This is a genomic window from Nocardioides daejeonensis, from assembly GCF_003194585.1.
In the GTDB taxonomy this organism is placed as follows: Bacteria; Actinomycetota; Actinomycetes; order Propionibacteriales; family Nocardioidaceae; genus Nocardioides; species Nocardioides daejeonensis.
Window position 1 is genome coordinate 20,520 of sequence record NZ_QHKZ01000006.1, and the last position, 22,984, is coordinate 43,503.

20 protein-coding genes are annotated in these 22,984 nt (G+C 70.1%); 7 read left to right on the forward strand and 13 right to left on the reverse strand.

The window, feature by feature from the left end; all coding sequences use genetic code 11:
• The first annotated feature begins 8 nt into the window (after positions 1–8).
• On the forward strand, positions 9–1,937 hold the full coding sequence (locus tag DNK54_RS15585) for an alkaline phosphatase family protein (RefSeq protein ID WP_110207936.1): 1,929 nt from the start codon (positions 9–11) through the stop codon (positions 1,935–1,937).
• 110 nt (positions 1,938–2,047) lie between these two features.
• Here DNK54_RS15585 and DNK54_RS15590 read toward each other — a convergent pair whose 3' ends face one another.
• On the reverse strand, positions 2,048–2,311 hold the full coding sequence (locus DNK54_RS15590) for a DUF6752 domain-containing protein (protein WP_239460132.1): 264 nt from the start codon (positions 2,309–2,311) through the stop codon (positions 2,048–2,050).
• On the reverse strand, positions 2,302–3,900 hold the full coding sequence (locus DNK54_RS15595) for a class I SAM-dependent methyltransferase (RefSeq protein WP_110207937.1): 1,599 nt from the start codon (positions 3,898–3,900) through the stop codon (positions 2,302–2,304). The genes DNK54_RS15590 and DNK54_RS15595 overlap by 10 nt, the downstream gene beginning before the upstream one ends.
• 103 nt (positions 3,901–4,003) lie before the next feature.
• Here DNK54_RS15595 and DNK54_RS15600 point away from each other — a divergent pair, with 103 nt between their 5' ends.
• The 4 genes from DNK54_RS15600 to DNK54_RS15615 are packed head-to-tail and all read left to right on the forward strand — an operon-like array spanning position 4,004 to position 7,310.
• The gene (locus DNK54_RS15600) at positions 4,004–5,263 is read left to right on the forward strand and encodes a magnesium transporter MgtE N-terminal domain-containing protein (RefSeq protein ID WP_110207938.1); all 1,260 of its coding nucleotides are present in this window, start codon (positions 4,004–4,006) and stop codon (positions 5,261–5,263) included.
• Positions 5,256–5,786, forward strand: coding sequence for a DUF1003 domain-containing protein (locus DNK54_RS15605; RefSeq protein WP_110207939.1), 531 nt, complete (start codon positions 5,256–5,258; stop codon positions 5,784–5,786). The genes DNK54_RS15600 and DNK54_RS15605 overlap by 8 nt, the downstream gene beginning before the upstream one ends.
• A gap of 11 nt (positions 5,787–5,797) precedes the next feature.
• Complete coding sequence (locus DNK54_RS15610) at positions 5,798–6,961, forward strand: Mrp/NBP35 family ATP-binding protein (protein WP_204164633.1); 1,164 nt, start codon at positions 5,798–5,800, stop codon at positions 6,959–6,961.
• A 7-nt stretch (positions 6,962–6,968) separates the two neighbouring features.
• Positions 6,969–7,310, forward strand: a complete 342-nt coding sequence (locus DNK54_RS15615) for a sec-independent translocase (RefSeq protein WP_110207940.1) — start codon at positions 6,969–6,971, stop codon at positions 7,308–7,310.
• Positions 7,311–7,329: 19 nt separating this feature from the next.
• Here the strand turns inward: DNK54_RS15615 and DNK54_RS15620 are convergent, their stop codons facing one another.
• Entirely contained in the window at positions 7,330–7,884 is a 555-nt protein-coding gene (locus DNK54_RS15620) for a hypothetical protein (protein ID WP_110207941.1), read from the reverse strand.
• Between the two features lie 195 nt (positions 7,885–8,079).
• Here DNK54_RS15620 and DNK54_RS15625 point away from each other — a divergent pair, with 195 nt between their 5' ends.
• Complete coding sequence (locus tag DNK54_RS15625) at positions 8,080–8,664, forward strand: LysM peptidoglycan-binding domain-containing protein (protein ID WP_110207942.1); 585 nt, start codon at positions 8,080–8,082, stop codon at positions 8,662–8,664.
• A complete protein-coding gene (locus DNK54_RS15630; RefSeq protein ID WP_110207943.1) occupies positions 8,661–9,182 on the forward strand; it encodes an Rv3235 family protein in 522 nt (173 codons plus the stop codon). The genes DNK54_RS15625 and DNK54_RS15630 overlap by 4 nt, the downstream gene beginning before the upstream one ends.
• Positions 9,183–9,254: 72 nt before the next feature.
• On the opposite strand, the gene secA is transcribed toward DNK54_RS15630, so the two are convergent.
• The 10 genes from secA to ahcY form a co-directional block, all read right to left on the reverse strand.
• Positions 9,255–12,017 carry a preprotein translocase subunit SecA gene (gene secA / locus DNK54_RS15635; RefSeq protein WP_110208166.1) on the reverse strand — a complete coding sequence of 921 codons (2,763 nt, stop codon included), beginning with the start codon at positions 12,015–12,017 and terminating at the stop codon, positions 9,255–9,257.
• Positions 12,018–12,139: 122 nt separating this feature from the next.
• Positions 12,140–13,396, reverse strand: a complete 1,257-nt coding sequence (locus DNK54_RS15640; RefSeq protein ID WP_110207944.1) for a DUF1214 domain-containing protein — start codon at positions 13,394–13,396, stop codon at positions 12,140–12,142.
• 113 nt (positions 13,397–13,509) lie between these two features.
• Entirely contained in the window at positions 13,510–14,757 is a 1,248-nt protein-coding gene (locus DNK54_RS15645; protein WP_110207945.1) for a winged helix-turn-helix domain-containing protein, read from the reverse strand.
• A complete protein-coding gene (locus DNK54_RS15650; protein WP_239460133.1) occupies positions 14,754–15,425 on the reverse strand; it encodes a response regulator in 672 nt (223 codons plus the stop codon). Before DNK54_RS15650 ends, DNK54_RS15645 begins: the two co-directional genes overlap by 4 nt.
• 73 nt (positions 15,426–15,498) lie before the next feature.
• The gene (gene hpf, locus DNK54_RS15655) at positions 15,499–16,113 is read right to left on the reverse strand and encodes a ribosome hibernation-promoting factor, HPF/YfiA family (protein ID WP_110207947.1); all 615 of its coding nucleotides are present in this window, start codon (positions 16,111–16,113) and stop codon (positions 15,499–15,501) included.
• A gap of 380 nt (positions 16,114–16,493) precedes the next feature.
• Positions 16,494–17,306 (reverse strand): ComF family protein, encoded by an 813-nt coding sequence (locus DNK54_RS15660; RefSeq protein ID WP_162602491.1) that lies wholly within the window; start codon positions 17,304–17,306, stop codon positions 16,494–16,496.
• A gap of 76 nt (positions 17,307–17,382) precedes the next feature.
• Positions 17,383–19,119: an LpqB family beta-propeller domain-containing protein gene (locus tag DNK54_RS15665; RefSeq protein ID WP_110207949.1), complete on the reverse strand. Its 1,737-nt coding sequence runs from the start codon at positions 19,117–19,119 to the stop codon at positions 17,383–17,385.
• Complete coding sequence (mtrB, locus tag DNK54_RS15670) at positions 19,116–20,717, reverse strand: MtrAB system histidine kinase MtrB (RefSeq protein WP_110207950.1); 1,602 nt, start codon at positions 20,715–20,717, stop codon at positions 19,116–19,118. Before mtrB ends, DNK54_RS15665 begins: the two co-directional genes overlap by 4 nt.
• Positions 20,718–20,721: 4 nt before the next feature.
• On the reverse strand, positions 20,722–21,429 hold the full coding sequence (gene mtrA / locus DNK54_RS15675; RefSeq protein WP_110207951.1) for an MtrAB system response regulator MtrA: 708 nt from the start codon (positions 21,427–21,429) through the stop codon (positions 20,722–20,724).
• A gap of 10 nt (positions 21,430–21,439) precedes the next feature.
• A complete protein-coding gene (gene ahcY, locus DNK54_RS15680; RefSeq protein ID WP_239460134.1) occupies positions 21,440–22,879 on the reverse strand; it encodes an adenosylhomocysteinase in 1,440 nt (479 codons plus the stop codon).
• Positions 22,880–22,984: the final 105 nt, after the last annotated feature.

Here is a 22,984-nt window from a genome sequence, read left to right on the forward strand (position 1 = left end):
GCACTAACATGTCGCGTTTCCTGAAGCGATCTTCCCGGTCCCTCCGGAGCCCCCGACGTACCCGGGCAGGCGTCACGGCAGCCGCCGCGCTGGCGGTCCTCGCCCCGCTCTCCCTCACCGCCCTGCCGGCGTCGGCGGCTCCCGGCAACAACGGCAACACCGGTGAGCAGACGGCTCCGGAGCAGTCGACGAGCTTCCGCATCGCCAGCTTCAACCTGCTGGGCGCCGGCCACACCGACAAGAAGAACCCCGACCGTCCGAAGTTCGCGAAGTCCACGGTGCGCATGGGCCACTCGGTGCGCCTGCTCCAGGAGCAGAACCTGAGCATCGTCGGCTTCCAGGAGTTCCAGGCTCCCCAGTTCCAGGAGTTCCTGCGCCTGACCGGTGATGCCTACGGCGTCTATCCGGGCAACACGTTCGGCGCTCTCTCGGCACCGATGCACAACTCGATCGTGTGGCGCAAGAGCGACTGGACGCTGCTCCAGGCCGACACGCTCTCGATCCCCTACGGCTTCAAGACGGTCAACGGCAAGAAGGTCGTCTCCCGGATCCAGATGCCGGTGCTGCTGCTCCAGTCCAACGCCACCGGTCAGCCGATCTGGGTGAGCAACTTCCACAACGCCGCCAAGGTCGTCGGTCCACAGGCCCACCGCGACGAGGCTCGCGCCCTGGAGATCGCGATGGTCAAGCGGCTGCGCGCGGAACGTCCGACCACCCCGGTCTTCGTGCTCGGCGACCTCAACGAGACCAGCAAGGTCTTCTGCCAGTTCCAGCGCAAGGCTCCCCTTCAGGCCGCCGGCCCGGGCGGCGTCACTGCCGCGAACAAGTGCGTGACGCCGAAGCCCCTCGGGGTGGACTGGATCTTCGGCTCCACCGACGTCACCTTCAGCAACCACCAATGGCTCCGCACCCCGCTCGTGCAGAAGGCGACCGACCACCCGCTGGTCACCAGCGACGTTCACGTGCCCCCGGCCCGCGTCCAGACCACGTCGGTACGTCGAGTCGTCGCCGTCTCGGTCGACGGCCTCCGCCCCGGGTACGTGAAGAAGAAGCTCGGCTCCCTGCCGGCACTCCGCAGCATGGTGGGCGAGGGCGTCTCCACGATGCGGGCACACACGGTCGCCGACTCGACCAAGACCCTGCCCAACCAGCTCTCGATGATCACCGGCCGGCCCGCCAAGGCGCCCGCCGGAGGGCACGGCGTGACGAAGGAGTCGGTCTCCGGCACCGTGCACGCCAAGGCAGGACGGTACGTTCCGACGATCTTCGACGTAGCGCACGACAACGGCCGGAGCACCGCCGTCTACACCACCGACAAGCGGTTCGCAGCCGCCCTCGGCTCCTGGTCGAGCCGGCACGGTGGTCGCGACGCCCAGGGACTGGACAACGGCACCGACAAGTTCACGGTCCGCACGGAGAACGCCGAGGCGGCCAAGCTCGTCAAGCAGGTGAAGCGCCGCCTGAACTCCGCGCCCGCCCAGCTGACCTATGTCCATCTCTCCGGTCCCGACGCCGCCGGACACGCCAAGGGATTCGGCTCCGCTGCCTACAAGAAGGCGGTGGCGGACGCCGACAAGCAGGTCGGCCGCATCCTCAAGGCCGTACGCCGCAACGCCGCCCTGCGCGGCAGCACGCTGGTGGTGCTCACCTCCTCGAACGGCGGCTCCAAGCGCACCCACAACGACGCATCGGACCGGAAGAACAACACCGTTCCGTTCGTGATCTGGGGTCCGGAGACCGGTCTTCCGGCCGGCACCGACCTCTTCTCCCTCAACCCGCACCTGACCGAGTCGGCCGACCAGGTGGGCAACGACGTGGCCACGGTGCGCAACGCCTCGCTACCGAACGTCGTCCTGACCGCGCTCCGGCTGCCCTCGGTGCCCGGCAGCGCGTTCGGCTGGAGCCAGCACATCACCTGGCAGGCGCCTGCCTCCTGACGGGCTCGCCGGCTCGATCCGGCGTACGTCCTGCTTAGTGGCGTCCCCGGCAACCACAACGCAGGACGTTGCTCCCAGCGTCCTGCCTGCGGCCATTCAGCAGAGGCAGGTCAGCCGAGCTGGGACGAGTACCTGTCGACCAGCTCGGCCAGCTTCTCCTCGTCGCGCTGCGCGACCGGAAGCAGCAGCTCCTGCACCAGGTCGGTCAGCTCGGCCAGGCGCAGGTTGAGCTGACGACACTCCTGGACCTCGGCCTCGAGCTCGGCCACGCGCGCCGCCAGCCGGACCATGTCGACGCGGACCCCGCCCGCCTGGCGCACCTTCGCACGCCCCTTGGCCACCACCGACCGCAGCTCCTGCATCTTCATTGCCATGTGACCACCCATCGAGCGATTCGGTATGTGCCCTCCGTGCCGGAGGAGCCGGACGGCGCCGCGGGCGCCACGAGGTCGTGCTGGGACTCGGCGACGACCGTGCCGCCGCGAGCGGCGAGCTCTCGCCGGATCCGTGGGACGCGCAGCGGGTGCTGCAGGCGGACCCGAGCGGTCGGCCCCTCGGTCGCCTCGACCTGGAACTCGAGCAGGAGCCGCCCGCCGTCACGGACCAGCAGCTGCGCCATCCGCCAGAGATGGTCGCGCCCGGTCGGCGTGGTGCTGTCGGCGAGATGGCGGGCGACCACGACGCGGGGGCCGGGCACGCGCGCCAACGCGGCTGCCGTGGCAAGACTCTGCCGCAGCTCCAGCAGGTTGAAACGGCGATAGGTCGCCGGCAGCTGCTCGGCCGCAGCCACCTCGGCTAGGTGCGCGAAGCCGCGCGGAGAGAAGTCCAGCCCGACGCCAGGGATGCCGCGCCGCGCCGCGGCGTCCACCAGCTCGCCGCGACCGCATCCGATGTCGACCAGGTGCACCGGAGCCGGCCCGGAGCCGACGACCCACTCCAGGGCGTCGGTCACGTCCTGGAGATCAGCGTGCTCGCGATCGGCTCGCGACCACACGCGGTCCCAGCCGTCGCGCCCGACCCGGGTGCCGCGGAACCAGCCGTTGAGCCGGCGGTGCGTGGTCTCCGGCGTCTCGAAGTGGAAGGCAGGGTCCGGCGTACGCCAGTGTGGACCGTAGGTGGCGCTCAGGAACCTGTCGGTGTCGGCAGGTGCAGGCAGGGTCCGGCCCTCGAGTGTCGTGGTGCCGAGCGGAAAGATCCACTCCCGCCGGAACGGCGTGCGGATCTCCCCCATCAGCACCAGATGGGAGTCCTCTGTCAGGAAGCCGCCGAAGACGTCGAGCCCCCGCACGGAGCCGTCGGCCTCCGCCACGTCGACCTTGAAGGCCGCGCCGCTGTAGCGGGTGATCTCGTAGCCCATCTCAGCCAGTCGCCGCTGGATCCGGTAGGACTCGCGGATCACGTCGACGGGGTGGGTGTGGCTGCTCACATAGCCGATGTCGGCGTCGGAGTCGTGACCGATCAGCTTGCCGCCGCGGACCGCGCCGAGCAGCGTTCCGTAGGCGGGGAACGCCTGGATCCCGGCCCGCTCCAGTGCCGCCAGGACCTCCTCGATCGAGTCGAGCAGCGGTGCCACGTGCTCCGCGCTGCGCGTGTCGAAGGTCTGCGCGAGGCGATTGGACTTGTCGAGGCCCAGCGGCTTCCCGTCCTCGGTCTCGACCCGGATCCGCCGGTCGCTGCCGGATCCCAGCCGCACCTCCGCCTCGTGGTGCACCTGACCGGTGGCGTGCTCGACCAGCGCGAGGGTCGCCGTACCGTCGAGGAAGCGGTGCAGCGCCGGGGGCCAGGCGACGAAGCTCGCCGCGCCACGGGGCTCCCCGTCGCGGTGCAGCCAGAACGACCACACCCGTCGGCCGTCGACCAGCAGATCGAGCACCAGCTCCTCGCGCGAGGAGGCGAGGATGCCCTGGTCGTCGATGCGCACCCCGGTCAGGGAGCCACCCGCTGGGCGGTGCGGCACGGCCATGGGGGCTCCTCGGCGATCGGTCGGCGGGTCGCCGCGAGACTACCCGAGTACCCGTGCCGTGCCGTGCCCCTGCCTCGTCACGGCAGACCGCTACCGTTGCCTCGTGAGCGCCACTCCCACCCGTGTCTACGTGGCCCGCCTGGTCGGGCTGCCCCTCTTCGACCCCCAGGGCGATCAGGTGGGCAAGGTGCGCGATTTCGTGGTCTCGCTCTGGCCGGGGGTCAGCCAACCTCGCGTCCTCGGCATGGTCGTGGAGGTCTTCGGGCGTCGACGGATCTTCGTGCCGATGACCCGCGTCACCCACATCGACAGCGGTCAGGTCGCCACCACGGGACTGCTCAACATGCGCCGTTTCGAGCAGCGGCCCACCGAGGCGTTGGTGATGGGCGAACTGCTCGACCGCGAGGTTCGGGTGCGTGGCTCCGAGGTGACCGGGCACATCTACGACGTGGCGATGGAGCAGGCACGCAACCGCGACTGGGTGCTCAGTCGGGTCGCCTTGGTCGAGCCCGCCCGCGGCTTCCGCCGGCGCAACGGACAGACCCACGTCGTGGAGTGGAACGAGGTGATCGGCCTGACCGGGTCCGCGCCCGACCAGGGCGCTACCCAGCTGCTCGGCACCATCTCGGGCATGCGCCCGGCCGACGCGGCGAACCTGATCCACGACCTGCCCCGGGACCGCCGGATCGCGGTCGCCTCGGCGCTCGACGACGAGCGGCTCGCCGAGGTGCTCGAGGAGCTCCCCGAGGAGGACCAGGTGGAGATCCTCGGCGTGCTCGACTCCGAGCGGGCGGCCGACGTGCTCGAGGAGATGTCACGCGACGACGCCGCCGACCTGATCGCCGAGCTCCCGCCCGAGACCGCCGCGCAGCTGCTGGAGCTGATGGAGCCCGAGGACGCCGAGGACGTCAAGCGGCTGCTCTCCTACGCCGACCACACCGCCGGCGCGATGATGACCATCGAGCCGGTGATCCTCTCCCCCGACGCCACGATCGCCGACGCACTCGCACGGGTCCGCAACCCCGATCTGACCACCTCCCTGGCCGCGCTGGTCTACGTGTGCCGCGCACCTTTGGAGCCGCCCACCGGCAAGCTGCTCGGGGTGGCGCACATCCAGCGCCTGCTCCGCGAGCCTCCGTCGACGCTGGTCGCCGGGGCGCTGGACGACTCGCTCGACCCGCTCCGCCCCGACATGGGCATCGACCAGGTCGCCTCCCACTTGGCGCGCTACAACCTGGTCGCCGCGCCCGTCGTCGACCCCGACGGCCGCCTGCTCGGGGCGGTCACGGTCGACGACCTGCTCGACCACATGCTGCCGGAGAACTGGCGCGACGCCCAGCCGGACGGGGCCCTCCATGGCTGAGCCGCGCCGTACCCGCCTGGACACGCCGAAGGAGGTACGCCGCAAGCTGCTGCGGCGCCCGAGCTACGACTCCGAGACCATCGGCGTCTTCGCCGAGGAGTTCGCCCGCTTCATGGGCACCGCTCGGTTCCTGCTGTACATGACGCTGTTCGTCGTCGTGTGGGTCGCGTGGAACTGGCTGGCACCCGACGGACAGAAGTACGACCAGTACCCCTTCATCTTCCTGACCCTGATGCTCAGCCTCCAGGCGTCGTACGCCGCCCCGCTGATCCTGCTCGCCCAGAACCGGCAGGAGATGCGCGACAAGGTGATCGCCGAGCAGGACCGCCAGGCCAACGCTCGCGCCCATGCCGACATGGAGTTCCTCGCCCGGGAGGTGGCCTCGCTGCGGATGGCGGTGGGCGAGGTCGCCACCCGTGACTTCGTGCGCTCCGAGCTGCGCTCGCTGCTTGCCGAACTCGACGAGCGAGCGGGGGCCGAGGAGGAGCAGCCCGAATCGGGGAGCAGCACCGCAGCACCGTAGAATCGCGCATCATGAGCACTCCCACCCTCGAGCAGATCAACGCCGCCCTGGCCGGTGTCAACGACCCGGAAATCAAGCGGCCGATCACCGAACTCAACATGGTGGAGCGGGTCGAGATCGGCGACGACGGCACGGTGGCGGTGACGGTGCTCCTCACCGTGGCCGGCTGTCCGCTCAAGGACACCATCAATCGCGACGTGACCGCGGCGGTCTCCCGGGTGCCGGGCGTCACCGGAGTGGACCTCACTCTCGGCGTGATGACCGCCGAGCAGCGGGCCGGCCTGCGCGAGGTGTTGCAGGGCGGCCAGGCCCAGCGGGAGATCCCGTTCGCCCAGCCCGGCTCCCTGACCAAGGTCTATGCGATCGCCAGCGGCAAGGGCGGCGTCGGCAAGTCGTCGGTCACCGTCAACCTCGCCCTCGCCCTGGCCGGCCAGGGTCTGAAGGTCGGCATCGTCGATGCCGACATCTACGGCCACTCGGTGCCCGCGATGCTGGGCGTCGGCGATGCTCGTCCCACCCAGGTCGAGGACCTGATCATGCCGGTGCCGACCGAGTCCGGCGTCTCGGTGATCTCGATCGGCATGCTCAAGCCTCGCCGCGACCAGGTCGTCGCCTGGCGCGGCCCCATGCTCGACCGGGCACTCGTCCAGATGCTCTCCGACGTCTACTGGGGCGACCTCGACGCGCTCCTGCTCGACCTTCCGCCGGGCACCGGCGACGTGGCCATCTCGTTGGGCCAGCACCTGCCCAACGCCGAGGTCATCGTCGTCACCACGCCACAGGAGGCGGCCGCCGAGGTCGCCGAGCGCGCCGGCACGATGGCCTCGATGATGCACCAGCGCGTCATCGGCGTCGTCGAGAACATGAGCTATCTGCCCTGCCCGCACTGCACGGCCGAAGGCAGGGAGCACCGTCTGGAGATCTTCGGCAGCGGAGGCGGCGAGCGGGTCGCTGCGACCCTGTCGCAGCGCTTCGGGTACGACGTTCCGGTGCTCGCGCAGATCCCCCTCGAGGTGGCGCTGCGCGAGGGTGGGGACGCCGGCACGCCGATCGTGACGGCAGACCCCGCTTCGGCGGCGGCGCAGGCGTTCACCGCGATCGCGACCACGCTCTCGGGCCGTGGTCGTGGACTGGCCGGTATGCAGCTCGGCCTGACTCCCGCCAACCGGTTCTGAGCCCGGCGTGTTCGGCATCGGCCTGCCCGAACTGGCGGTGATCGCGTTCGTCGCGGTCGTCGTCTTCGGGCCGGACCGGCTGCCGGAGCTCGCCAAGCAGGCGGCCGGCATCATCAAGCAGCTGCGCGCCTTCAGCAACACCGCTCGCGACAATCTGCGCGAGGAGCTCGGCCCGGAGTTCGCCGACCTCGAGCTCCGCGACCTCGACCCGCGCGAGCTGGTGCGCAAGCACCTGCTCGAGGCGATGGACGACGAGGAGAAGGAGAACGCGGGCGAGACGCCGGCCGCGCCGGTCTCGCGCCCGCTGGCCGAGGGCGAGCTGCCGCCGTACGACCCCGAGGCGACGTAGCACTCGAGGCGCGGCAGGCCTAGCGCGCCGGACGGTGGCAGAGCGCGGCGATCGCCGAGAACGGTACGAGGCTCGACCGCGCGAGCGCTCCCGGCTCGCCCGAGGTCTGCAACTCGGCGAAGTCGCGGCCGACCCGTGCCCATGTCCCCTGCAGGCCGGCGCCGTCCGCAAGCACCACCCGCACCGGAGCGCGTTCGTCGGCGAGCCGACGAACCGCTGACCCGAGACCGACGCGCGCGCTCGCCGGCCATGCCTCGCGTGGCACCGCGCGTTCGCTCGCCCCGGTGACCGCAAGCAGACTCGCGTGGGCGACCACCCATTCCTGGCCGGCACCCTCCAGCAACCCCCAGGTCTCGGTGCATCGGCGCAGCGATCCCGAGACGCGGCCGGCGCCACGGACCAGGAGTGCGAGGTCGTTGCCGACGCTGGCCATGAGCCGCGCGACCAGTTCGACCGAGGCGTACTCCGCCCGTGCCTGCTCCGCAACCTCCCAGGCCCGCTCTCTGCCCAGGATGTCCTCGGCCCGGCCCTCCCAGTCATCGAGCGCATCGAAGAGCTCGGCCTCCCCTGCCATGTGCTGACCCTCGCCAGGTCGTCGCGAGCTGTCAAGCGAGCCTGTGGATGGAACGTTGACAGGCATCTCAAGCAGGCGTTCACTAAAGCAAACGTAGGCAAACGCATGAATTGAGGTCTCGGGATGATGCGATGCCGGCTTGGCCGAGCGGTACTGGCGTGGTGTGGGGCAGCAGGTGCGACGGGCACCCTGGCGGTGCTGTTGCGGCCCGAGCTCGAGGAGCTGAGCAGGCTGATGGACGGCCGCAGACCGCCGAGCCTGGCCCACCTGCTCGTCGGGACCAGCGCGGCCGCCCTGGTCGGCTGCGCGGCGTGGGCCTGGCTGGCGTTGAGCGTCGCGCTGGCGACAAGCCTGGCCGGTCGGCGCACCCGGTGGGCAGGAGCGCCGAGATGGGTACGGCGCCTTGTCGTCGCCGGCTGCGGCCTCACCGTCATCGCGCTCCCGACCGCCGTCCAGGCCGCGCCTACCAGCAGCCAACCGCCCGGGGTGCTCCTGGCGCCGTCGGTGGAGGGGCTCAGCGTGCCGACCCTGCCCGAGACGGCACCCCCTCGCCCTCGGGGCGACCGCGCCGCTCCTCCCGCTGCCCGGAGCAGCGTCGTGGTGGCCCCCGGCGACACCCTCTGGTCGCTGGCCCGCGATCTGCTCCCCTCCGGCGCCGACGAGCAGCAGATCGAGCAGCGCTGGCGCGCCCTGTGGCAGACCAACCGGAACGCCATCGGCGCCGACCCCGATCTCATCCGGCCGGGCCTGCGTCTCGAGACCGGCGAGGAGGAGCGATGAAGCCGATCCGGGCGCTCCACGACACCGCGTCCCGACGCGGCACCGGTCGACGCCCGAGCGTGCAGGGCACGCTCGCCCTCGACCTGACGCCGGAGACCGCACCGCCCTGCCCCGAGTCGCAGGCGCTGAACGAGGGGGCCGACGTGGTGCTGATCAACCCGCGAACGGCAGCCGATGCGCAACGCTGGTCGCTCGCCTTCGCCCAGGCAGTGGTGGAGGTGATCTGCGGGGATCGCCCCGCCAGCCAACTGGTCCGCTGGTGCACCCCGGAGGTGCATCACGAGATCGGCTATCGGGCAGCGGTCGTCGCTCGCGCCGGCGCACATCGACCCGGGCAGGGCCGGGTCCGCGTCTCCTCGATCCGCCCCCAGGTGGCAAGCATCCGCACCTGCTTCCTCACCGCGGCGACCGTCGAGCTCTGTGCGGTGGTCCGGCACGGCGAACGTAGCCGCTTCCTGGCCGGCCGGATCGAACGCCGCGACGACCGCTGGCTCTGCACGGAGCTGGAGTTCGGTTGAACGCTGCTGGCGGCCGGAGAACGACGGACCGCCCTGCTCCCGTCGGGAGCAGGGCGGTCCGGTGATCTCAGGTCAGCCGTTGACGCGGGTGGTCAGCCCGGTCGGACCGCCGGCAGCGCCGTGGCACTTCTTGTACTTCTTGCCGGAGCCGCACGGGCAGTCCTCGTTCCGGCCGACGTTGGCGTAGGGATCGTCGGCGTTCGTCACCGTGGTGCTGCCCTGGGGCTCGGGCTCGCCGTCCTCCGACGGGCCCGAGTAGGTCAGACCAGTCGGCTCCTCGGACTCCAGGCCGCGCGCGGAGAGGTGCGCGTGCTCCTCGACGCCCTCCTCGTCATCCTCGTCGACGATCTCGACCTCGAGGTTGAAGAGGTAGCCGACAGCCTCTTCCTTGATGCCGTCCATCATGGCGCCGAACATGTCGAAGCCCTCACGCTGGTACTCGACCAGCGGGTCGCGCTGCGAGTAGGCGCGCAGGTAGATGCCCTCGCGCAGGTAGTCCATCTCGTAGAGGTGGTCGCGCCACTTGCGGTCGAGCACCGAGAGGATCACGCGGCGCTCCAGGTCACGCATGTTCTCCGCGCCGATCTGGGCCTCGCGCTGCTCGTAGGCGGCGTGCGCGTCCTTGGTGATCCGCTCGATCAGGTCCTGCCGGCTCAGTGCCGCCACCCCGCCGGCGTCGTCGGCTGCCTGGGCGTGGGTGAAGGAGATCGGGTAGAGCTGCTTGAGCGCGGCCCAGAGCGCGTCGAGGTCCCACTCCTCGGAGAAGCCCTCGGTGGCCCCGGTGACGTAGCCCTCGATCACGTCGTCGACGAACGTGCTGATCTGCTCCTGCAGGTCGGCGCCCTCGAGGACCCGGCGGCGCTCGTCGTAGATGACCTTGCGCTGACGGTCCATCACGTCGTCGTACTTGAGGACGTTCTTGCGGGACTCGAAGTTCTGCGACTCGATCTGGCCCTGCGCGTTGGCGATCGCGCCGGTGACCCGCTTGTTCTCGATCGGCACGTCGTCCGGAACCTTCAGCACCTGCAGCACGCGGTCGACCCAGTCGGACTTGAAGAGACGCATCAGCTCGTCCTGCAGCGACAGGTAGAACCGGGACTCGCCCGGGTCGCCCTGACGGCCGGAACGACCACGCAGCTGGTTGTCGATACGGCGGGACTCATGACGCTCGGTGCCGACGACATAGAGGCCGCCCAGCGCCTTGACCTCTTCGTGCTCGGCCTTGACCTGCTCCTTGAAGCGCTCCACGGTGGGAGCCCAGGCGGCGTCGTACTCCTCGGGGGTCTCGACCGGGTCGAGTCCCTTCTTGCGCAGCTCCTCGTCGGCGAGGAACTCCACGGAGCCACCGAGCATGATGTCGGTGCCTCGACCGGCCATGTTCGTCGCCACGGTGACCGCGCCCTTGTGACCGGCGAGCGCGACGACCTTGGCCTCCGACTCGTGCTGCTTCGCGTTGAGCACGGTGTGCGGGACGCCGCGCTTGCGCAGCAGGGTGGAGAGCAGCTCCGACTTCTCGACGGAGACGGTGCCGATGAGCACCGGCTGCCCCAGCTTGTTGCGCTCCGCGATGTCGGCGACGACCGCCTCGTACTTCGCCTCCTCGGTGCGGTAGACGAGGTCGGGCTGGTCGATGCGCAGCAGCGGCTTGTTGGTCGGGATCGGCACCACGCCGAGGTTGTAGATCTTGTCGAACTCCGAGGCCTCGGTCATGGCGGTACCCGTCATGCCGCCGAGCTTCTTGTAGAGCCGGAAGTAGTTCTGCAGGGTGACGGTGGCGAGGGTCTGGTACTCCTCGCGGACGGTCACGCCCTCCTTCGCCTCGATCGCCTGGTGCAGGCCGTCGTTGTAGCGGCGGCCGTCGAGGATGCGGCCGGTGTGCTCGTCGACGATCTTCACCTCGCCGCCCATCACGACGTACTCCTTGTCGCGGCGGAACAGCTCCTTGGCCTTGATCGAGTTGTTCATGAACGAGATCAGCGAGGTGTTCACCGAGTCGTAGAGGTTGTCGATCCCGAGGTAGTCCTCGACCTTGGTGATCGCGCCCTCGAGCGCGGAGACGGTCCGCTTCTTCTCGTCGACCTCGTAGTCGACGTCGCGCTCCATGGTGCGCGCGATCTTGGCGAACTCGGCGTACCACTTCACCTCGTCCTGGGTCGGCCCCGAGATGATCAGCGGGGTCCGGGCCTCGTCGATCAGGATGGAGTCGACCTCGTCGACGATGGCGAAGCCGTGGCCGCGCTGCACGCAGCGGTCCAGCGAGGAGGCCATGTTGTCGCGCAGGTAGTCGAAGCCGAGCTCGTTGTTGGTCGCGTAGGTGATGTCGCAGGCGTAGGCCTCGCGTCGCTCCTCAGGACTCATGCTCGGCAGGATCACGCCAGTGGTCAGGCCCAGGAAGTGGAAGACCCGGCCCATCATCTCGGACTGGAACTTCGCCAGGTAGTCGTTGACCGTGACCACGTGCACGCCCTCGCCCGCGAGCGCGTTGAGGTACGACGGGAGGGTGGCGACGAGCGTCTTTCCCTCACCGGTCTTCATCTCGGCGATGTTGCCCCGGTGAAGGGCGGCGCCGCCCATGATCTGCACGTCGTAGTGGCGCTGACCCAGCACGCGCTTGGCCGCTTCGCGCACCGTCGCGAACGCCTCGGGCAGGAGGTCTTCAAGGGTCTCGCCCTTGGTCAGTCGATCCTTGAACTCGGCCGTCATCGCCTGCAGCTCGGAGTCGGACATCGCGACGAAGTCGTCCTCGATCGCATTGACGGCCTTGGCGATCACCTGGAGTTCACGGACGATCTTGCCCTCGCCGATGCGGAGGATCTTGTCGAGGATGGCAGGCACAGCGAACACTCTCTGGTCGAGGACTCGCCACTGGCGTCAGAAGGCGAGGATGGCGGGCGGGCGCCCACAACCTCGGCAATGCTACCCGCGGCGCCCAGCCGGCCCGAACTGCCGCTCCCGGCTCAGCGCCGGTAGCGGCGCAGCACCGCTTCACGGCGGACCCGCAGCGCCTCCGCACGCTCCGCAGGCGTGATTCGCGGCGTCCGGGGATCGAGCTCGCGCTCCAGGTCGAGGAGCTTCACGATCCGCAGCGTGGGCTGCACATCCTGCGGCGTCGGCATCAGCCACCACCGGTAGGTGACGTGCACCTGCCGGTTGCCGGCGGTGTCGAACCAGTTGGCCACCCCCGGGTCGACGTGGCTGACCACACCGCGGAACACGCCCTCCTCGTCGAGCGTGGCGAGGTGGCCGTTGAGGTGCGTCTGCCGCCAGGTGTAGTCCAGCGACTGGCTCCAGAGGTCTCCGAGATGGAGGTTCCAGAAGTGACACGCGGGCGGGGTGAACTCGACGATCGCGGCCTCGTCGTCCGCGATCTCGAGGAACCCTCCGCCGTACGCGATGTGACCGCCCCCGCCACCTGCGTAGTGCTGGGCGAGCGGCGGCTCGGTGCTGAGCAGGTTGCGCTTGGTGCGTGCCTTGGTGTTGTAGAGAAGCCTCCAGAAGAGCGCCATCCCCTCCATCAGCTCCCCGGCGCCGGTGAGACACCGCGCGACGTGCTCGGGCGTGTCCACCGGCCCGGGGCCGGGGGCATCCAGCCGCTCGACCCGGATGTGGTGGGCCTCCTCGTGCTCCCAGTCGTAGAAGTACTGCCGGGTGAGCACGTGGAAGACGTCGCTGGGAAGCTCCAGCCAGTCCCCCGCCCAGTCCCCGGGCCGACTCGCCGACAGCAGCACCTCGAACGACCCGTCCTCCGCACGGCTGAGATCGCCGGGGCTGGCCAGCGCGCCGAGCGTCGAGCCGGTCGCCGCCGCGAAGATCGCCCGGTAGTCACCGTCCGGCGCGTCGTTCACCGCGTGGTACATGTCCATGTCGCGGTAGAGGGTCAGGCCCACGTAGTGCGCCGAGCCCGGGCCTCCGGTCAGTCGGTAGGTCCCGCCCGGGTCGAGCTGGCTGACGCCGAAGAGGCAGTCGGGCGACTCTGTCGCGTAGCGCTTCGTGTTGTCCTGGAGGTGCCCGTGCTCCGGAAAGTCCCGGTCGGCGGAGAAGACGTGCTGTTCGAGCGAGGCGTTGGCCAGGTTGAGCAGGTACTTGTATCCCTGGGCGCGCAGCTGCGGATCCGCCGCCCGCGGATCGTCGCGGACGACGTCGGCGGCGGCGGCCAGGTGGGCCACGAAACGGTCCCAGGCCTGGTCCAGGGAGTGGATCTGCTGCTCTGACACGGGGTCTCCTCAGGGTCGCGCTCTCGCCGCGACGGTACGGCGACACCCCCAGACGGCCCGGCGCAGTCCCAGTGAGTCGGAAGAGGGCGCCAACGGCCGGAGGCCGACCGGTGTCAGAGACGCGAGAGCGCGGGTGCGAGATCGCCGTTGGCGGCCACGGACACCTCCGTGAGCCCCAGCCAGCCGGCCAGTCGATCCAGCTCTGCGCGCAGCTCCACCGCCACCTCGTCGACGCGGACTCCGGGCTCGGCGAACGCCCCCAGGACCAGGAGCCGACCGGTGCGGCGATCGGCCTTGAGGTCGACCCGGCCGACGAGCCGGTCTCCCAGCAGGAAGGGCAGCACGTAGTAGCCGTGCACCCGCTGCGCGGCCGGGGTGTAGATCTCGATCCGGTAGGTGAAGTCGAACAGGCGCTCCGTGCGCTCCCGCTGCCACACCACCGGGTCGAAGGGACTGAGCAGCGTGCGAGCGCGGACCCGCCGCGGCAAGGGGGCGTCGCGGTGCAGGTAGGCCGGCCGCGACCAGCCCTCCACCTCGACCGGCAGCAGCTCGCCGGCCTCGACCAGCTGCTCGACGGCGGGCCGGGCCGGGCCGATGCCGGCACCGGTCCGCCAGCCCATCCGGTAGTAGTCGCTGAGACAGGCGCCGGTCGCCACGCCGTGGGCGATCGCGGCGCGGCGGACGAGGGCGACCGCGGCGTCGTGCGGCGACGGGACCGGTGCAGCCAGGACCTCGGCCGGGAGGACCCGCTCAGGGAGGTCGTAGCGGACCTCGAAGGCGGAGTTGCGCCCGGCGACTGCCACCTGACCGGAGGCAAAGAGGTGATCGAGCATCTTGCGCGACTCCGACCAGTTCCAGCCCCAGTGCTCCTTGCTCCGTTCTCCGGCACCGAAGTCGGCGTCCAGCTGGCGCGCCGTCACCGGTCCCCGCTCGGCGACCGCAGCCAGCACCTCCTGCTCCCATCCCGCGCGAGCCTCCGCCACCGACCACCACTTCCCCTGCTGGGCGCGATAGTGCTCCATCCGATGACGCATGAGGGGCCAGAGCTCCACCGGCATGAACGCCTGGACGTGCGCCCAGTACTCGACCACCCGGCGTGGACGAGCCGCCGTCTGGGTGTTGGCCCGGTCGAGCAGGGCCGTGTCGTAGGGACCCATCCGGGAGTAGAGCGGCATCAGGTGAGCCCGGGCAAGCACGTTCACGCTGTCGACCTGGAGTACGCCGGTGCGCGCCAAGGTGCGATCGAAGGTGCGCAGCGTCGGGGTCGCGTGGGGCGGGTCGTTGAAGCCTTGAGCAGCCAGGGCGATGCGGCGCGCCTGCGCAGTCGACAGCTGCCGGCACCGCCGAGGGGAGGAGGTCACGGAATCTCGAGCAGCTTCTCGCGGACGGCGTACATGACCGCCTCCATGCGCGAGTGCAGCTGCAGCTTCTCCAAGATGTTGCGCACGTGGTTCTTCACCGTGTTCTCGCTGATGAAGAGCTCACGGGCGATCTCGCGGTTGTTCATGCCCCGGGCTACCAGCCGGAGCACCTCGAGCTCGCGCTCGGTAAGTCGGAAGCCGGGCAGCTGCTCCTTCTCGGGCTTGGACATCTGCTTGAACTCGTCGATGAGCTTCACGGCCATCGACGGACTGATCAGCGACTGACCGTCGGCGACCACCCGCACCGCCTGCGACACCTCGTCGATCGAGGAGTCCTTGAGCAGGTAGCCGGCGGCGCCGCTCTTCACGGCCTCGTAGAGATCGGCCTCCTCGTCGGAGACGGTGAGCATGATGATCTTGGTCGAGGGCACGGTCTCCTTGATCGCGGCACAGGCCTCGATCCCGGAGCGCTTGGGCATCCGTACGTCGAGCAGCACCACGTCGGGAACCGTCTCGGCGGCGAGCTGCGTGCCCTCCAGGCCGTCGCTGGCCTCGCCCACCACCTCGATACCGGACTCGACCCCCAGCAGCATGGTCAGGCCCCGGCGGAAGAGCTCCTGGTCGTCAACAACCAGGACCTTGATCGACTCATCCCGTGCCTCGCTCACCAGGCCATCATGGCACGATCGGGCCATCCCAGGCACCACCTGAGAGGCCCGATCGTGCCATGCGCCTCGACGATCAGCCGTCGACGTCGAGCGAGATCACGCCGTAGTCGTAGCCACGGCGGCGGTAGACGACCGAGGCCCGCTCACTCTCCTTGTCGACGAACAGGTAGAAGTCGTGGCCGACCAGCTCCATCTCGTAGAGCGCCTGGTCGAGGGTCATCGGAGCTGCCTGGTGGGTCTTCTCACGGACCACCAAGGGGCCGTCCCCGCTGACGGTGATCGGGCCGACCTTGCGCTCGAGCACCTCCTCCTCGGCCTTCACTTCGACGGCCGGCTCCATCTTGGCCAGTGCCTCACCTACCGAGACCGGCGTACGGCGGCCGCGGTGGACCCGGCGCCGGTCGGCTGCCTTGCGCATCTGAGCAGCCATCTTGTCGAGCGCCAGGTCGAGGGCGCCCATCTTGTCCTCGGCAGCGGCCTCGGCCCTGATCACCGGGCCACGGGAGAGGGCGGTCAGCTCCACGCGCACCGCTCGATCTGCCTGCCGGGGGTTCTTCTCCTCACTCACCTCCACCATGACGCGCATGATCCGTTGATCGTGCTTCTCCAGCTTCGCGAGCTTCTCCTCGACGTGACTCCTGAAACGGTCCGACACCTCGCAGTGCCGAGCGTTGACGACCACATCCATTGGGACCTCCCGTGCAATCAGTTGGGTACTCGCGCATGCCGCGGAACCGCCGAAGCGGCTCCCGGTAGAGATGGAGTCCGTCCGGCCGACCTGGTCTTCGACCCCACACCCGCCTGCTGAGGCTCTCGCAGCTCAGTGCCACTACCCACCTTCTCCCGCGACCCGGTCGTATCTGACGACCAGGACGGGGCAGGACTTACGTCTAAGCCGCACCGTGCTCGTCCGTTGCCGGACTTACGTGGACCGTTTCGCCTGCGACTGGCATCGGCTAGCCCACCGGAACATCTCGACGTATCGGGACCTGGACGGCCCCCGAATCCGGGCACCGCCGCACTCCGGTAAGCGCAACCACGGACCCGGACGGACTCCATAACGTGACGCTAGTCGGTCGGCGATTGCTTTGCCAGAGGAACTGCTGAGTTGTCGATAAGAGATCGCCCGGTCGGGTCCGTCGAGGCGGCCGGTGCCGTCCCGGTGCACCCCCGCGCCACGCCGACGGAGCCGGAGCGGAGCCGCGTCGCAGCGACGGTGGCGATGCCGAGCACGCCCCAACCGGCCGCGCGCAGCGCTCGCTGCGCCTCCCGTGCCGTCGCCCCCGTGGTCAACACGTCGTCACAGACCACCAGCCAGACACCGGCCTCCCCTCGCCGGGAGACGGACCGCTCCAGGCGGCCCGCGGGACCGGAGCGGACCCACATCGCCTGCTCCAGATTGGCCAACCGGCCGGCGCGGTCGAGCTCCCCCTGGTCCCGGACCCGGCGCACTCCCAGCAGCGGCGCTGCGCGGGCATCCAGCCGGTGGGCGGCCGCCCGGGTCAGCCGACGGGTCGGGTCATGGCCGCGGGAACGGGTCGACGCCGGCTGGCTCGGCGCCGGCACGAGCACGAGCTGGCGGCCGGGTACGACACCGCGCGCGGCGCAGAGACCGAGGACGGCATCGGCGAGCAGGTCTCCGAGCAGGGCGGCGAGCCCGAACTGGTGACGTTCCTTGTGGCCGAGCACCAGCGCCCGCAGCAGACCGTCGTACTCACCGGCGGCGTACGTCGGCGCGAGACCCGGCGGGGTCGGCGTCGGGACCACCCGGCGTACCTGACCGCGCAACCGCCGACCACAGGGCACGCAGGGAAGCTCGCCGGGGCGGCCGCATCCTGGACAGCGGGCACCGGTCACCAGGTCGAGCAGCGCCGTACGCATGCAGCCAGCACAGCAACCCCGCCGGCTCGGGGCAAGGAGCTCCGCACCACCTGTGGAGAAGCAAGCACCCCCACGCTCAGCCGGGATAGGTGAGCGCGCGGACCTCCTCCGGCGGCAGGTAGCCGGGCGAGGCGGAGGCGACCAGGTGGAAGGTGCCGTCCCGGCCGACCGCCCAGGCCGGCAGGCTCGAGACCGGGCTGGAGACCAGGTCGACGATCTGGTCGCGGACCAGCTCCGTGGAGACGTCGCCCCGGCCGATCGCCTCCGAGCCGTCCACGGAACGGCGGACCACCTGGCTCAGCCGGGCCCCCAGCTTGCGGACCACGAGCAGCTCGGTCGGGGTCCGCCAGGCCAGCCCGCGGAGGTCGAGCTCCTCGTCGGCTTCGGCCCAGACCACCGACGGCGCGACCGCGCGGATCCGGTTGTCGGTCCGTGCCAGTCGGCTGGCCACGACCCGGTCGCCGGCACGGGTGGCGACGATCGCGACGAACCGGGAGCCGTCCCGGGAGACGACGAAGTCCCGCACCCGCCGGCCCGAGACGCCCTCGATGCGCACCTCGTGGAGGCGACGACCGCGGCCCGCACGCACGACGGCACCCTGCGCCGTACGGTCGACGAGCCACAGCGTGTCGGTCTGGTCCCAGGCGGGCCGGAGCAGGTCGGTGCCGGTCAGCACACTCTCCGGGTCCAGCGACCCGTTGAGCGGCATCAGCGCGACGTCGCGGCCGTCGTCGCGCACTCCGGCGACCCGGGTGGCCGTGAGGTCGACGGCGATGCTGCGCCAGTCGTCGGTGTTGACCGGCAGCTCCTCGCCGACCGGGGTGGCACCTGCCTCCGAGACGCTCACCAGCCCGCCCTCGCGCAGCGCGAAGGCGTCCCGCCAGCCCTCGGGCACGGCCGGGTCGTAGGGCTCACCACGCGAGACGGGGATGTCGCTCCCCACCCCTGAGGCGCCCAGCGGCGTGCCGTTGAGCGTCAGCCGGAACCGGGTCAGCTCCGGCACCTGACGCAGCGTCCAGGCGAACTGGGCGACCAGGAGGTCGGTGGTCGCCGGGTCCAGCGCCGCTACCTCTCCGGTCAACGCGACCTCCGCAAAGCCGTCCGCCGGCTCCGGAACCAGGACGTCGAGACTCAGCCCCGGCGGTACGAAGGACTGCTCGACCCCACCCAGGCCCGGGCTCGGTCCGCGCAGCAGCCCTCGCACCAGGCTGGTCGCCGTCTGGCCTCCCCGGGGAACGAAGACCGGCTCGGGCACGAGCACCCTCCCCGTGGGGTCGAAGAAGAAGAGCGACCGCTGGGCGTAGCGGTCCTCGAACCAGTTGTCCGGCACGATCATGGCGTTCGGCAGACGGTCGATGCGCCACTCGCCGTCCTCCGTGGCCATCTCGAAGCTCAGCTGCGACGCGTCGTCGCTCAGCGCACCGGCCCACCGACCTCGCCCGTCGACCTGGTGCGCACCGACGAGCGTCACACTCACCCGACTGGCACCGATCGGCGTCAGCACGTCGGCGTAGGTGATCATGCCTTCGTCCGGCCGCCATGCACCGCGGGCCCGACTGGTCAGGAACTGGCGCGCCACCGAGGTCGTCACGGGTGTCGCGGTCATCGCATCGAGGAAGTGCCGCACGATGTCGGTCGGGGTCTCCCCCGGCTGCGGCGGACGCGGTTGATAGGGGAACGCCTCACCCGGCACCGGGCGCGAGAGCTCGGCATGCACCTCGACGTCGCCGTCCACCGGCAGGGACATGCAGCCCGTGATCAGGCAGAGCGCCGCCACAAGCAGGCTTCGCAGCGCGACCGACCGGCGCGTCATGACAGCCGCTCCACGTCGGCCGGCACCAGCGGGATCGGGCTGTGCCGGAGCGGCTTGCCGGCGCGCCGGGGCAACGTCAGCCGGAACTGCGAGCCCTCGCCACGTACGCCCCATGCCTGCAACCATCCTCCATGCAGGTGCGTGTCCTCCAGCGCGATGGAGAGCCCCAGGCCGGTGCCTCCGCTGGTCCGGGCCCGGGCCGGGTCGGCCCGCCAGAAGCGGTTGAAGACCAGCGCGGCCTCGCCGGGGGCCAGGCCGACGCCGTGGTCACGGACCGCGATCGCGGCAGCGTGGTCGTCGCCATGCACCAGCACCTCCACCGGGCGCCCGTCGGCATGGTCGATCGCGTTGTTGACCAGGTTGCGCACGATCCGCTCCACCCGCCGGGTGTCCGCCTCCGCCAGCACCGGCTCGCTCAGCGCCACCACGCGCACCTCGATGCCACGCTGCGCTGCCACCGGCCTGCTCATCTCGACCACCCGGTGGGCGACGTCGACCAGGTTCAGGTCGTCGACGTCGAGCACCGCTGCCCCGGCGTCGAAGCGACTGATCTCCAGGAGGTCGCTGAGCAGTCCCTCGAACCGGTCGAGCTCGGTCTGCAGTAGCTCTGCGGCCCGTGCGGTCGCCGGGTCGAACATGTCACGCGCGTCGTGAAGCACGTCTCCGGCCATCCGGACGGTGGTGAGCGGCGTGCGCAGCTCGTGGGAGACATCGGAGGTGAACCGGCGCTGCAACCGGGAGAGCTCCTCGAGCTGGCGGATCTGGCGCTGCAGACCCGACGCCATCTGGTTGAAGGAGGTGGCCAGACGGGCGAGGTCGTCGTGGCCGCGCACCCACATCCGCTCCTCCAGGTGCCCCGCGGCCAGTCGCTCCGCCGTACGGCGCGCCATCCGGATCGGTGAGACCACCTGGCGGGTGACCACCCAGGTGAGACCGGCCACCAGCACCAGGAGCAGCCCGGCGGCTGCGAAGAGCGCCCGCGTGACCAGGTCCAAGGTGGCCTGCTCCTGGTCCATCGGAAAGAGCAGGAAGATCACGTAGTACTCGCCGTCGGCAGGCAGCTGCACCGTGGAGCCGACCGCGATGCCCGCCACCGACGCGCGGCGATCGCCGGCGGCGTACCGGATCTCGGTGAAGCTCCAGGCCGGGTCGAGCGAGTCGCCGAAGTGCCGCACCAGCGCCTGCGGGACGCTGCGCAGGCGCAACCCGCTGGAGTACCGGACGCCCGCCAGGTCGAGGTCGAGGCCCTCGTCGCCGACCGGGCCGGCGAGCACGACCGACACGCCGCGGCTCTCCGCTCGGCTGATCATCGGCTCGACGAGCTGCTGGAGCTGCGCAGCGGCGTCGTCGTCGGTGCCGGGGATCGCCGCCAACCGCGACCGGGCGTCGCTCACGTCGTTGGCCGCCTCCGCGACCGAGCGGTCCACCTTGGCGTCGACCAGGCCGTCGCGGGTCTGCTGGATCAGGAACCAGCCCACCCCGCCCACCACGATGGCGGAGAGGAGCACGGTGCTCGCCACCACGCGAGCCTGGACCGAGCGCCGCCAGAAGGTCAGCCCGCGGCGGAGCGTGCCGGAGAGGCTGCGACCGCCGGGCACCGCATCACGCCGGGTTCTTGGTGACGCCGGCCTTGTAGCCGACGCCGCGCACCGTCACCACGACCTCGGGGTTCTCGGGGTCGTGCTCGATCTTGGAGCGGAGTCGCTGCACGTGCACGTTGACCAGCCGGGTGTCGGCCGCATGGCGATAGCCCCACACCTGCTCCAGGAGCACCTCCCGGGTGAAGACCTGCCAGGGCTTGCGGGCCAGGCAGACGAGCAGGTCGAACTCGAGCGGAGTCAGGTTGATCTGCTCGCTGTCGCGGGTGACGGCGTGACCGGCGACGTCGATGACGAGGTCGCCGATCGTGAGGTTCTCGTGGGCCGGCTGCTCGAGGCGGCGTACCCGTGCCCGGATCCGCGCCACGAGCTCCTTGGGCTTGAACGGCTTGACGACGTAGTCGTCCGCCCCGGACTCGAGGCCGACGACCACGTCGACGGTGTCGCTCTTGGCCGTGAGCATCACGATCGGTACGCCGGAGGTGCTGCGGATCTCCTTGCAGACGTCGATACCGTCCTTGCCGGGCAGCATCAGGTCGAGCAGCACGAGGTCGGGCTTGTAGTCGCGGAACGCGGCCATCGCCTGGTCGCCGCGCGGGCAGACCTGGCTCTCGAAGCCCTCCTGGCGCAACACGATCGTGAGCATCTCGGCAAGGGGCGCGTCGTCGTCGATGACGAGGACCCGCCCCTTGCTGTCGATGCTCTGCGTCATGTGCTGAACCTCAGTAGCGGTAGTGCTCCGACTTGAACGGTCCCTCGACCGGCACACCGAGGTAGTCGGCCTGCGCCTGGTTGAGCACCGTCAGCTCGACGCCGATGGCGTCGAGGTGGAGGCGGGCGACCTCCTCGTCGAGGTGCTTCGGAAGCACGTAGACGCCGATCGGGTACTCCTCGAGCTTCGTGAAGAGCTCGATCTGGGCGAGCACCTGGTTGGTGAAGGAGTTCGACATGACGAACGACGGGTGGCCGGTGGCGTTGCCGAGGTTGAGGAGGCGGCCCTCGGAGAGGACGATGACCAACTTGCCGTCCGGGAAGATCCACTGGTGGACCTGCGGCTTGATCTCGTCCTTGACAATGCCCGGGATCTTGGCGAGGCCGGCCATGTCGATCTCGTTGTCGAAGTGGCCGATGTTGCCGACGATGGCCTGGTTCTTCATCCGCTCGAAGTGCTCCACGCGGATGATGTCGAAGTTGCCCGTCGTGGTGATGAAGATGTCGGCGAAGTCGACGACCGACTCGAGGCGCTTGACCTCGTAGCCGTCCATCGCGGCCTGCAGCGCGCAGATCGGGTCGATCTCGGTGACGATGACGCGGGCACCCTGGCCGCGCAGCGACTCCGCGGAGCCCTTGCCCACGTCGCCGTAGCCGCAGACCACCGCGGTCTTGCCGGCGATCATGACGTCGGTGCCGCGGTTGATGCCGTCGATCAACGAGTGGCGGCAGCCGTACTTGTTGTCGAACTTGGACTTGGTGACGGAGTCGTTGACGTTGATCGCCGGGAAGAGGAGCGAGCCCTCCTTGAAGCGGTCGTAGAGGCGGAGCACACCGGTTGTGGTCTCCTCGGTGACGCCCTTGATCCCGTTGGCGATGTTGGTCCAGCGCTGCGGGTCGTTCTCAAGCGAGCGCGCGAGGACCCGGAGGACCTCCTTGAACTCCTCGTTGTCGGTGGAGTCCTGGCCCGGCACGGCGCCGGCCTTCTCGAACTCGACACCCTTGTGGACGAGCAGGGTGATGTCGCCGCCGTCGTCGAGGAGCATGTTGGGACCGACCGGGTTGCCCTCGGCGTCCTCGAAGTCGAAGACGCGCTCGGCCTCGTCCCAGTACTCGGCGAGCGTCTCGCCCTTCCAGGCGAAGACCGGGGTGCCCTGCGGGTCCTCCGGCGTGCCCTTGCCGACGACGATCGCGGCCGCAGCGTGGTCCTGGGTCGAGAAGATGTTGCAGGTCGCCCACCGGACGTCCGCGCCGAGGGCGGTCAGCGTCTCGATGAGGACACCGGTCTGGATCGTCATGTGGAGCGAACCGGCGATCCGGGCGCCCTTGAGCGGCTGCGAGTCGGCGTAGCGGCGGCGCATCTCCATGAGACCGGGCATCTCGTGCTCGGCGAGCGTGAGCTCCTTGCGACCGAACTCGGCCAGGCTCAGGTCAGCAACATTGAAGTCCATCAGTTTGTCCACCTCGGGTGTCCAGCAGTTTGTCCTGCGGTGCATCTGCACGTCTTCGGGATCTCCCGCGCATGACCGGGCCCACACTACAAGCGCGGCGCCGTC

Coding starts and splice junctions, on each gene's coding strand:
- DNK54_RS15585 (WP_110207936.1), top strand. CDS start 9: ATGTCGCGTTTCCTGAAGCGATCTTCCCGGTCCCTCCGGAGCCCCCGA.
- DNK54_RS15590 (WP_239460132.1), bottom strand. CDS start 2,311: ATGGCAATGAAGATGCAGGAGCTGCGGTCGGTGGTGGCCAAGGGGCGT.
- DNK54_RS15595 (WP_110207937.1), bottom strand. CDS start 3,900: ATGGCCGTGCCGCACCGCCCAGCGGGTGGCTCCCTGACCGGGGTGCGC.
- DNK54_RS15605 (WP_110207939.1), top strand. CDS start 5,256: ATGGCTGAGCCGCGCCGTACCCGCCTGGACACGCCGAAGGAGGTACGC.
- DNK54_RS15610 (WP_204164633.1), top strand. CDS start 5,798: ATGAGCACTCCCACCCTCGAGCAGATCAACGCCGCCCTGGCCGGTGTC.
- DNK54_RS15620 (WP_110207941.1), bottom strand. CDS start 7,884: ATGGCAGGGGAGGCCGAGCTCTTCGATGCGCTCGATGACTGGGAGGGC.
- DNK54_RS15630 (WP_110207943.1), top strand. CDS start 8,661: ATGAAGCCGATCCGGGCGCTCCACGACACCGCGTCCCGACGCGGCACC.
- hpf (WP_110207947.1), bottom strand. CDS start 16,113: ATGGATGTGGTCGTCAACGCTCGGCACTGCGAGGTGTCGGACCGTTTC.
- DNK54_RS15660 (WP_162602491.1), bottom strand. CDS start 17,306: ATGCGTACGGCGCTGCTCGACCTGGTGACCGGTGCCCGCTGTCCAGGA.
- DNK54_RS15665 (WP_110207949.1), bottom strand. CDS start 19,119: ATGACGCGCCGGTCGGTCGCGCTGCGAAGCCTGCTTGTGGCGGCGCTC.
- mtrA (WP_110207951.1), bottom strand. CDS start 21,429: ATGACGCAGAGCATCGACAGCAAGGGGCGGGTCCTCGTCATCGACGAC.
- ahcY (WP_239460134.1), bottom strand. CDS start 22,879: ATGGACTTCAATGTTGCTGACCTGAGCCTGGCCGAGTTCGGTCGCAAG.